This is a genomic window from Citrobacter sp. Cb028, from assembly GCF_030336705.1.
Lineage (GTDB): Bacteria > Pseudomonadota > Gammaproteobacteria > Enterobacterales > Enterobacteriaceae > Citrobacter > Citrobacter braakii.
Genome location: NZ_JAOWCZ010000022.1, coordinates 22621 through 32838 on the forward strand (window position 1 = coordinate 22621; position 10218 = coordinate 32838).

At 55.3% G+C, this 10218-nt stretch carries 10 protein-coding genes; 7 read left to right on the top strand and 3 right to left on the bottom strand.

Features of this window, described 5'->3' with window-relative positions; translation table 11 throughout:
- Positions 1-6 precede the first annotated feature (6 nt).
- The 5 genes from hemE to OGV75_RS01850 all read left to right on the top strand — a co-directional run bounded on the left by hemE (position 7) and on the right by OGV75_RS01850 (position 3548).
- Positions 7-1071 (top strand): uroporphyrinogen decarboxylase, encoded by a 1065-nt coding sequence (hemE, locus tag OGV75_RS01830; RefSeq protein WP_046276272.1) that lies wholly within the window; start codon positions 7-9, stop codon positions 1069-1071.
- Between the two features lie 9 nt (positions 1072-1080).
- Positions 1081-1761 (top strand): deoxyribonuclease V, encoded by a 681-nt coding sequence (gene nfi, locus OGV75_RS01835; protein ID WP_047359002.1) that lies wholly within the window; start codon positions 1081-1083, stop codon positions 1759-1761.
- Between the two features lie 33 nt (positions 1762-1794).
- The gene (locus tag OGV75_RS01840) at positions 1795-2385 is read left to right on the top strand and encodes a YjaG family protein (protein WP_003842015.1); all 591 of its coding nucleotides are present in this window, start codon (positions 1795-1797) and stop codon (positions 2383-2385) included.
- A gap of 186 nt (positions 2386-2571) precedes the next feature.
- Positions 2572-2844 (top strand): nucleoid-associated protein HU-alpha, encoded by a 273-nt coding sequence (gene hupA / locus OGV75_RS01845; RefSeq protein WP_001044509.1) that lies wholly within the window; start codon positions 2572-2574, stop codon positions 2842-2844.
- 11 nt (positions 2845-2855) lie between these two features.
- Positions 2856-3548, top strand: coding sequence for a DUF1481 domain-containing protein (locus OGV75_RS01850; protein ID WP_016155315.1), 693 nt, complete (start codon positions 2856-2858; stop codon positions 3546-3548).
- A 59-nt stretch (positions 3549-3607) separates the two neighbouring features.
- On the opposite strand, the gene zraP is transcribed toward OGV75_RS01850, so the two are convergent.
- Positions 3608-4048 (bottom strand): zinc resistance sensor/chaperone ZraP, encoded by a 441-nt coding sequence (gene zraP, locus OGV75_RS01855; protein ID WP_286480304.1) that lies wholly within the window; start codon positions 4046-4048, stop codon positions 3608-3610.
- A 264-nt stretch (positions 4049-4312) separates the two neighbouring features.
- Between zraP and zraS the strand changes: the two genes are divergently transcribed.
- Entirely contained in the window at positions 4313-5698 is a 1386-nt protein-coding gene (zraS, locus tag OGV75_RS01860) for a two-component system sensor histidine kinase ZraS (RefSeq protein ID WP_131405507.1), read from the top strand.
- Positions 5699-5703: 5 nt separating this feature from the next.
- Positions 5704-7029, top strand: coding sequence for a sigma-54-dependent response regulator transcription factor ZraR (zraR, locus tag OGV75_RS01865; RefSeq protein WP_153647284.1), 1326 nt, complete (start codon positions 5704-5706; stop codon positions 7027-7029).
- Here the strand turns inward: zraR and purD are convergent.
- Both purD and purH read right to left on the bottom strand, forming a co-directional pair.
- Complete coding sequence (gene purD / locus OGV75_RS01870; RefSeq protein WP_016157951.1) at positions 7026-8315, bottom strand: phosphoribosylamine--glycine ligase; 1290 nt, start codon at positions 8313-8315, stop codon at positions 7026-7028. The two genes, zraR and purD, sit on opposite strands and share 4 nt — an antisense overlap.
- Before the next feature lie 15 nt (positions 8316-8330).
- Positions 8331-9920: a bifunctional phosphoribosylaminoimidazolecarboxamide formyltransferase/IMP cyclohydrolase gene (purH, locus tag OGV75_RS01875; RefSeq protein WP_286480305.1), complete on the bottom strand. Its 1590-nt coding sequence runs from the start codon at positions 9918-9920 to the stop codon at positions 8331-8333.
- Positions 9921-10218: the final 298 nt, after the last annotated feature.

Here is a 10218-nt window from a genome sequence, read left to right on the forward strand (position 1 = left end):
GGAAAAATGACCGAACTGAAGAACGATCGTTATCTGCGTGCGCTGCTGCGCCAGCCCGTTGATGTCACTCCGGTATGGATGATGCGCCAGGCGGGCCGCTATCTACCGGAATATAAAGCCACGCGTGCCGAAGCGGGCGATTTTATGGCGCTGTGCAAAAATGCCGAGCTGGCCTGCGAAGTTACGCTGCAGCCGCTGCGTCGCTATAAGCTTGATGCGGCGATCCTCTTTTCGGATATCCTGACGATTCCCGATGCGATGGGACTTGGGCTGTATTTTGAAGCCGGAGAGGGCCCACGCTTTACCTCACCGATCGCCAGCAAGGCTGACGTCGACAAACTGCCGATCCCGGACCCGGAAGATGAGCTGGGGTATGTGATGAATGCGGTGCGCACTATCCGCCGTGAACTGAAAGGCGAAGTGCCGCTGATCGGCTTCTCCGGTAGCCCGTGGACACTGGCGACCTATATGGTCGAAGGCGGCAGTAGTAAGGCCTTCACCGTGATTAAAAAGATGATGTACGCCGATCCAAAGGCGCTGCATCTGCTGCTTGATAAGCTGGCGAAGAGCGTCACTCTGTACCTGAACGCGCAGATCAAAGCGGGCGCGCAGTCGGTAATGATTTTCGACACCTGGGGCGGTGTGCTGACCGGTCGCGACTATCAGCAGTTCTCCCTGTATTACATGCACAAAATCGTCGACGGCCTGATGCGCGAGAACGAAGGTCGTCGCGTACCGGTGACGCTGTTCACTAAAGGCGGTGGTCAGTGGCTGGAAGCGATGGCGGAAACCGGCTGTGATGCGTTAGGTCTGGACTGGACCACTGACATTGCCGATGCGCGTCGTCGTGTAGGTCATAAAGTGGCACTGCAGGGCAATATGGATCCGTCCATGCTGTATGCGCCGCCAGCCCGCATCGAAGAAGAGGTGGCGACGATTCTGGCCGGTTTTGGTCAGGGTGAAGGCCATGTCTTTAACCTGGGCCACGGCATTCATCAGGATGTCCCGCCAGAGCATGCGGGTGTCTTTGTGGAGGCGGTACATCGGTTGTCTGAACAGTACCACCGCTAAGGAGTCATTATGGATCTTGCGTCATTACGCGCGCAGCAGCTTGAACTGGCCTCTTCAGTGATCCGCGAGGATCGCCTGAGGAACGATCCACCGGATCTGATCGGCGGGGCGGACGTTGGGTTCGAGCAGGGGGGCGAAGTGACGCGAGCCGCGATGGTCTTACTGAAGTACCCCTCGCTGGAACTGGTTGAATACACGGTGGCGCGAATCGCCACCACCATGCCCTACATTCCTGGCTTTCTCTCCTTTCGCGAAACACCCGCGCTGATGGCCGCCTGGCAGCAGCTTTCGCACAAGCCTGATCTGCTGTTCGTTGACGGTCACGGGATCTCTCACCCTCGCCGTCTGGGCGTGGCCAGCCATTTTGGCCTGCTGGTGGATGTCCCGACGATTGGCGTGGCGAAAAAACGGTTGTGCGGCAAGTTTGAGCCGCTCGCCGCCGAACCTGGAGCGTTAGCGCCGTTGTTGGATAAAGGCGAACAGCTGGCATGGGTTTGGCGCAGCAAAGCACGCTGTAACCCGCTGTTTATCTCTACGGGTCATCGCGTGAACCAGGACAGCGCGTTAGCGTGGGTACAACGCTGTATGAACGGCTATCGTCTGCCCGAACCAACACGCTGGGCAGATGCGGTGGCATCCGAACGCCCTGCTTTTACGCGGCTTGCAGCAAAAACGCCCCATATCGGGTAAACTGCCGCTAATTTCCGTATTTGAGAACTCATCATGTTACAAAATCCGATTCACCTGCGTCTGGAGAAGCTGGAAAGCTGGCAGCACGTCACGTTTATGGCCTGTCTGTGCGAACGCATGTACCCCAACTACGCCATGTTCTGTAAGCAAACCGAATTTGGCGATGGACAAATTTACCGCCGAATTCTGGATTTGATTTGGGAAGCGCTGACGGTTAAAGACGCGAAAATCAATTTCGATAGCCAGTTGGAAAAATTTGAAGAGGCTATTCCTTCAGCAGACGATTACGATCTGTACGGCGTTTATCCGGCGATTGATGCCTGTGTGGCATTAAGCGAACTGATGCATTCGCGTCTTAGCGGTGAAACGCTGGAACATGCAATTGAGGTTAGTAAGGCTTCGATTACGACGGTTGCGATGCTGGAAATGACCCAGGCTGGTCGCGAAATGACCGATGAAGAGCTCAAAGAGAACCCGGCCGTTGAGCAAGAATGGGATATTCAGTGGGAAATTTTCCGACTTTTAGCCGACTGTGAAGAACGCGATATTGAGCTGATAAAAGGGCTTCGTGCAGACCTGCGCGAGGCTGGCGAGAGCAATATTGGTATAAATTTTCAGCAATGACACCATAAAACGTGATTTAACGCCTGATTTGTCGTGCCTGAAGGCTTCCCATCCGCCCCCGGTCTGGTCTACATTTGGGGGGCGAAAAAAAGTGGCTATCGGTGCGTGTATGCAGGAGAGTGCTTTTCTGGCATTTCCGTCGCACTCGATGCTTAGCAAGCGATAAACACATTGTAAGGATAACTTATGAACAAGACTCAACTGATTGATGTAATTGCAGACAAAGCAGAACTGTCTAAAACACAGGCTAAAGCTGCTCTGGAATCCACTCTGGCTGCTATTACTGAGTCTCTGAAAGAAGGCGATGCTGTACAACTGGTTGGTTTCGGTACCTTCAAAGTGAACCACCGTGCTGAGCGCACTGGCCGCAACCCGCAGACCGGTAAAGAAATCAAAATTGCCGCAGCTAACGTACCGGCATTTGTTTCTGGTAAAGCACTGAAAGACGCGGTTAAGTAATTCGCGTGGCAGTGAACAGTTTTATCGAAGGGGCGGTTTCGCCCCTTTTGTCCATCTGGCGTCATTCGCTTTGGCTTTCAGGTGTGCTGTTACTGTCTGCCTGTAGTCGCCACTCTGAGCTTCCTCCGTTCACGGCCAGCGGCTATGTTGGCGATCAGGGGGCGGTACGCATTTGGCGTAAAGATTCCAGCGACGATGTTCACTTGCTCTCGGTATTTAGTCCGTGGCGTAAAGGCGATACTACCACCAGTGAATACCGCTGGCAGGGTGATTCGCTCTCGCTGATAGAACTCAACACTTACAGTCAACCACCGGAACATGTCCGTATACGCTTCGATGACCGGGGCGAACTGAGTTTCATGCAGCGTGAAGTCGATGGGCAAAAGCAGCAGCTTTCCAGCGATCAAATTGCGCTTTACCGCTATCGTGCCGATCAAATCCGCCAGACCAGCGATGCGTTGCGTCAGGGACGGGTGATATTGCGTCAGGGACGCTGGCATGCGAATAACACAGTCACGACCTGTGAAGGTGAAACACTGAAGCCCGATCTGGAATCGTGGGCGATAAACCACATTGAGCGCCGCCAGAGCCATTCATCTGTAGAAGTGAGTGTGGCATGGCTGGAAGCGCCCGAAGGGTCGCAGCTACTGCTGGTTGCTAATGAAGATTTTTGTCACTGGCAGCCTACTGCCAAAACCTTCTGAAAACCTGATGCCAGGACATCGGGCCAGATAAGGTGAGGCCGCCATCCGGCAAAAAACGTTTACCAGTGGCCCATTCCCATATGGCCGCCGCGATGGTTACCGCCACCGCCGCACCCGCCGTAGCCCATTCCCGCTCCGCGAGGTACGCCTGCCTGGGCCATTGCGACATCGCGTTTAACGCGCTGCTCATCCAGTGACTGATTCAACGCCTCCATCTCTTTTGCCACGGCATTAATTTTTGCAGTGTCCGGCGAGCTGGCTGTTAGCAACGCGTTGTACTCATAACGTTTAGAGGTCAGCTGTTGGCGCAAGGCGTTGGTCTGCGAGTAGTAATCATCATATATTTTCTGCGCGGTAGCCTGCTGCTCAGTGGTCATTGGCGTACCGCCTCGTTGCTGCATTCCATCACCATATACCCAGTGATTCTGCGCCAGCGCCGGGGTAGAGCCCAACGCGATAAGAGAGAGTGCAATCAGCGCCAGTTTGTTGTTCCGTTTCATGGGTCGTTCTCCTGTTGGTTAGATTACATTTCCTATTGCATCTTCCGTGCCAAAGCGGCAATCCCGGTCCCGCGGGCGTTGTAGTCGTGGCCTTTACAGGGCGACGGGTAAAAATGACTCGCCAGAACGCGCCGGCGGGTCATTTTTACCCGCTACTTTCAGCGGTTTGTGTCTGAGGGCAGGGTTATCACGGAGAAAAAATGGCATGATTTCTGCTGTATACCTGCAACGATGAAAGGAACAGGTGGGATAAAGGGAGAGCGTATGCGTCTTTATAAGGACACGGCGGCCAAGTGGTTGAGCCGACTCTTGCTGGCGGCAATCCTGATTTTGGTCGGTTGGTTTTCGATTATGACCATTCGGGACTATGGGCGGGAAAGCGGCGCCGCGCGGCAAACGCTACTGGAAAAAGGCAGCGTGCTCATCCGCGCTCTGGAGTCTGGTACGCGCGTAGGTATGGGGATGCGCATGCATCATGCTCAACAGCAGACGCTGCTGGAGGAAATGGCCGTACAACCAGGCGTGCTATGGTTTGCCGTCGTTGACGATCATGGCGTCATTATTACTCACAGCAATTCCGCGATGGTCGGTAAAACGCTCTATTCACCGGATGTCCTGCGGGAACTAAGCCCCGGGGAACAAGAAAGCTGGCGGAATATTGACATGCCTACGGGGGACGGTGAAAAAACACCGGTCCTGGAAATTTATCGTCAGTTTCAGCCGATGTATGGTCCAGGACGTCATGGCATGGCGCGCTGTGCCAGCAATGACGGACAGCTTATCCCCCCCGCACAAATCATATTTATCGCTTTTGATGCCAGCGATCTGGCTGCGACTCAGGCAAGAGAGTGGCGTAACACCCTGATCGTCCTGTCTGCGCTGGCGGCCGTGCTGCTGGCCACTGTGCTGACGTTCTTCTGGTATCAACGCTATCAGCGCTCGTACAAAGAACTGCAGGATGCGATGAAGCGTAAAGAAAAACTGATGGCGCTCGGACATCTGGCGGCCGGGGTCGCGCATGAGATTCGAAACCCGCTTTCATCGATCAAAGGTTTAGCGAAGTATTTTGCCGAACGAACTCCGGCTGGTGGTGAGTCGCATGAGCTGGCGCAGGTGATGGCGAAAGAGGCGGACCGTTTAAATCGGGTGGTGAGCGAGCTGCTGGAGCTGGTGAAACCTGCGCATCTGACGCTGCAACAGGTGGATCTCAATGAGGTCATCACCCACTCATTAAACCTGGTGAGTCAGGATGCGGCAAGCCGGGAAATCCAGCTACGTTTTTCGGCCAGTTCCACGCTGCCCGCTATTCAGGCCGATCCCGACCGACTGACTCAGGTTCTGTTGAATCTGTATCTGAACGCCATTCATGCGATTGGTCGTCAGGGCACGATTACGGTTGAAGCGAGTGAAAGCAGCGGCGATCGCGTTAAAATCGTGGTTATTGATAGCGGGAAAGGGATTGCCGCGGAACAGCTGGAGGCCATTTTTACGCCTTACTTCACGACTAAAGCGGATGGAACCGGCCTTGGGCTGGCGGTAGTGCAGAACATAATTGAACAGCACGGTGGTACCATTCATGTGGCAAGCGTTGAGGGCAAAGGTGCAACCTTTACCCTCTGGCTGCCGACCAACGCGAAACAACAGGATTAACAAGGATGACGCGCGGAAAAATCAATATTCTGGTGGTAGATGACGATATCAGCCACTGCACCATTTTACAGGCGCTGCTGCGCGGCTGGGGTTATGAGGTCGCGCTGGCCTATAGCGGGCAAGCGGCACTGGAACAGGTGCGTGAACGCGTATTTGATTTAGTGCTGTGCGATGTGCGTATGGCGGAGATGGACGGCATCGCAACGCTGAAAGAGATTAAAGCGTTGAATTCGGCGATTCCGGTATTGATCATGACGGCGTTCTCCAGCGTGGAGACCGCCGTTGAGGCGCTGAAAACCGGGGCACTGGACTACTTAATCAAGCCGCTGGATTTTGATCGCCTGCAGGAGACGCTGGAAAAGGCGCTGGCGCATACGCGGGAAACGGGCGCTGAACTGCCGTCGGGGTCGGCTGCGCAGTTTGGCATGATTGGCAGCAGTCCGGCGATGCAGCAGTTGATCAATGAAATCGCGATGGTTGCACCCTCGGATGCAACGGTGCTCATTCACGGAGACTCCGGTACGGGGAAAGAGCTGGTGGCCCGGGCGCTGCATGCCAGCAGTACCCGCTGTGATAAACCGCTGGTGACGCTGAACTGTGCGTCGCTTAATGAGTCGCTGCTGGAGTCCGAACTTTTTGGACATGAGAAAGGCGCGTTTACTGGCGCGGATAAGCGGCGGGAAGGGCGCTTTGTGGAAGCCGAAGGCGGCACGTTATTTCTTGATGAAATTGGCGATATCTCACCGCTAATGCAGGTGCGTCTGCTGCGGGCAATCCAGGAGAGAGAAGTGCAACGGGTTGGCAGCAACCAGACTATTGCGGTTGATGTCCGGCTGATCGCCGCCACACATCGCGATCTGGCGGAGGAAGTTAACGCCGGGCACTTTCGTCAGGATCTCTATTATCGCCTGAACGTCATTACTATTGAAATGCCAGCGCTGTGCCAGCGTCGGGAAGATATTCCGCTGTTGGCCGAACATTTTCTCCAGCGTTTTGCCACACGTAACCGAAAAGCGGTGAAGGGCTTTACTCCGCAGGCGATGGATCTGCTGATCCACTATGACTGGCCGGGTAATATCCGTGAGCTGGAAAATGCGATTGAGCGTTCGGTGGTGCTGCTAACGGGGGAATATATTTCCGAACGCGAGCTGCCGATGGCGATTGCCGCGACGCCGATAAAAACGGAATACAGTGGCGAGATTCAACCGCTGGTGGATGTCGAAAAAGAAGTGATTCTGGCGGCGCTGGAAAAAACGGGCGGCAATAAAACCGAAGCCGCCCGTCAGTTAGGTATTACGCGCAAAACGCTGCTGGCTAAGCTCAGCCGTTAGTTTTGCTCACGTTCGATGGCGCGCCAGCCGATGTCGTTACGGCTGAAGCTGCCGTCCCAACGGATGTCGGTCATCAGGGCGTAGGCACGCTGCTGCGCCTCGGCAACGGTGTTGCCCAGCGCGGTGGCGCACAGGACGCGACCGCCGTTGGTCAGCACGCGATCGTCAGCAGACAGTTTGGTGCCCGCGTGGAACACTTTACCGTCAGCGACTTCTTCCAGCGGCAGGCCGTGGATCTCATCGCCAGTATTGTAGTTGCCCGGATAGCCGCCCGCGGCAATCACTACGCCCAAAGAGGCGCGTTCGTCCCACTCAGAGGTTTTCTCATCCAGCTTGCCGTCACAGGCGGCAAGGCACAGCTCCACCAGATCCGATTTCATACGCAGCATGATCGGCTGGGTTTCCGGATCGCCGAAGCGGCAGTTGAACTCGATAACCTTCGGGTTGCCCTGTTTGTCGATCATCAGACCTGCGTACAGGAAACCGGTGTAAGTGTTCCCTTCCGCCGCCATGCCTTTTACGGTTGGCCAGATGATGCGTTCCATGGTGCGCTGATGAACGTCGTCAGTCACCACCGGTGCCGGTGAGTAAGCGCCCATGCCGCCGGTATTCGGACCGGTATCGCCGTTGCCCACGCGTTTGTGGTCCTGGCTGGTGGCCATTGGCAGCACGTGCTCGCCGTCAACCATCACGATAAAGCTCGCTTCTTCACCGTCGAGGAACTCTTCGATAACGATACGGTGGCCCGCATCGCCAAAAGCGTTACCTGCCAGCATGTCATGAACAGCGGCTTCGGCTTCCTCCAGCGTCATCGCGACGATAACGCCTTTACCGGCGGCCAGGCCGTCGGCCTTGATAACGATCGGCGCGCCTTTCTCACGCAGATAGGCCAGCGCAGGCTCAATCTCGGTGAAGTTCTGATACTCCGCCGTCGGAATGTTATGACGGGCAAGGAAATCTTTGGTGAAGGCTTTGGAGCCCTCCAACTGCGCTGCACCTTCGGTTGGGCCGAAGATTTTCAGACCGGCGGCGCGAAACGCATCGACCACGCCAATTACCAGAGGCGCTTCTGGGCCAACGATGGTCAGATCGATCTTCTCATTCTGGGCAAAGCTCAGCAGCGCCGGAATATCGGTCACGCCGATTGCCACGTTTTGCAGCGCAGGTTCCAGCGCGGTGCCCGCGTTGCCTGGTGCGACAAATACCGTTTCGACTTTTGGCGACTGCGCCGCTTTCCAGGCCAGCGCGTGTTCGCGCCCGCCGTTGCCAATCACTAATACTTTCATCGTCTGCTCCGTGGATTAATGGCGGAAGTGGCGCATGTCGGTGAACACCATCGCTATGCCGTGCTCGTCGGCGGCAGCAATGACTTCATCATCACGGATAGAACCGCCCGGCTGGATCACGCAGGTCACACCAGCGGCGGCGGCGGCATCAATCCCATCGCGGAACGGGAAGAAAGCGTCGGATGCCATAGAGGAATCTTGAACTTCCAGACCTTCGTCGGCGGCTTTAATCCCGGCGATTTTTGCGGAATATACGCGGCTCATCTGACCTGCGCCTATACCGATAGTCATGTTCTCTTTGGCGTAAACAATGGCGTTGGATTTTACAAATTTAGCCACTTTCCAGCAGAACAGCGCATCGCGCAGTTCCTGTTCGGTCGGCTGACGTTTGGAAACTACGCGCAGTTCACCTTCGCTCACCATACCCAGGTCACGATCCTGAACCAGCAGACCGCCGTTAACGCGTTTGAAGTCCAGGCCCGGCACACGTTGTGCCCACTGACCGCAGGTCAGCACGCGGACGTTCTGTTTGGCGGCGGTGATTTTCAGTGCGTCTTCGGTTGCGGATGGCGCGATGATCACTTCCACGAACTGACGGGAAATGATGGCTTGAGCAGTTTCGGCATCCAGTTCGCGGTTGAAGGCGATGATGCCGCCGAACGCGGAGGTCGGGTCGGTTTTATAGGCGCGGTCGTAAGCATCGAGAATAGAGGTACTGACTGCCACGCCGCACGGGTTAGCGTGTTTGACGATCACACAGGCTGGCTCGTTGAATTCTTTTACGCACTCCAGCGCCGCATCGGTATCGGCGATGTTGTTGTAGGAAAGTGCTTTGCCCTGTACCTGCTGCGCGGTGGCAACGGACGCTTCTTTAACATTCTCTTCTATATAGAAGGCAGCCTGTTGGTGGCTGTTCTCGCCGTAGCGCATATCCTGCTTCTTAATGAAGTTCAGGTTCAGTGTACGTGGAAAGCGACCGGCGGCTTCTTTGCTTTCGCCGTGGTAGGCCGGAACCATGCTACCGAAGTAGTTGGCGATCATGCTGTCGTAAGCGGCGGTGTGTTCGAAGGCTTTAATCGCGAGGTCGAAACGCGTGTCGAGGGTCAGAGAACCGTCGTTGGCATCCATCTCTTTAATAATGGCGGCGTAGTCGCTGCTCTTCACAACGATAGCCACATCTTTATGGTTCTTGGCAGCGGAACGCACCATCGTCGGGCCGCCGATATCAATGTTTTCTACCGCATCTTCCAGCGAGCAGCCTTCACGGGCAACGGTCTCGGCGAACGGGTACAGGTTAACAACCACCATGTCGATAGGTGCGATGCCGTGCTGTTCCATAATCCCGTCGTCCTGACCGCGACGACCAAGAATGCCGCCATGGACTTTCGGATGCAGGGTCTTTACGCGTCCATCCATCATTTCCGGGAAGCCGGTGTAATCGGAAACTTCGGTCACTGGCAGGCCTTTCTCAGCCAACAGGCGCGCAGTGCCACCTGTAGACAGCAGCTCCACACCGCGTGCGGAAAGTGCCTGAGCGAATTCGATGATACCGGCCTTGTCAGAAACACTGAGCAGAGCGCGGCGGACTGGACGACGTTGTTGCATGGTAAATCCCCTGGATTTGACTATTACAGAGAGCGTTAGGTGAATTCTTGGCTAAAAACTCAGCTAACGCCCCTTACGGGGCATCCTTGTTGTGCGGGGGCATTGTAACGAAAACGTTTGCGCAACGCTCGCGAATTTTTAATTTTCGATTTTGACCTCTTCTTTTTCCGTTGAAGGATGCTCATATAAACAGAGAAGTGCACAAACGATCGCGTGGTTTGTGGATAACTCTGTGTGTAAATGGGTATAAGGCGGGGTTTTGCTGTGGAATGCAGCGGTCAGTCATTTTTCTGCAATT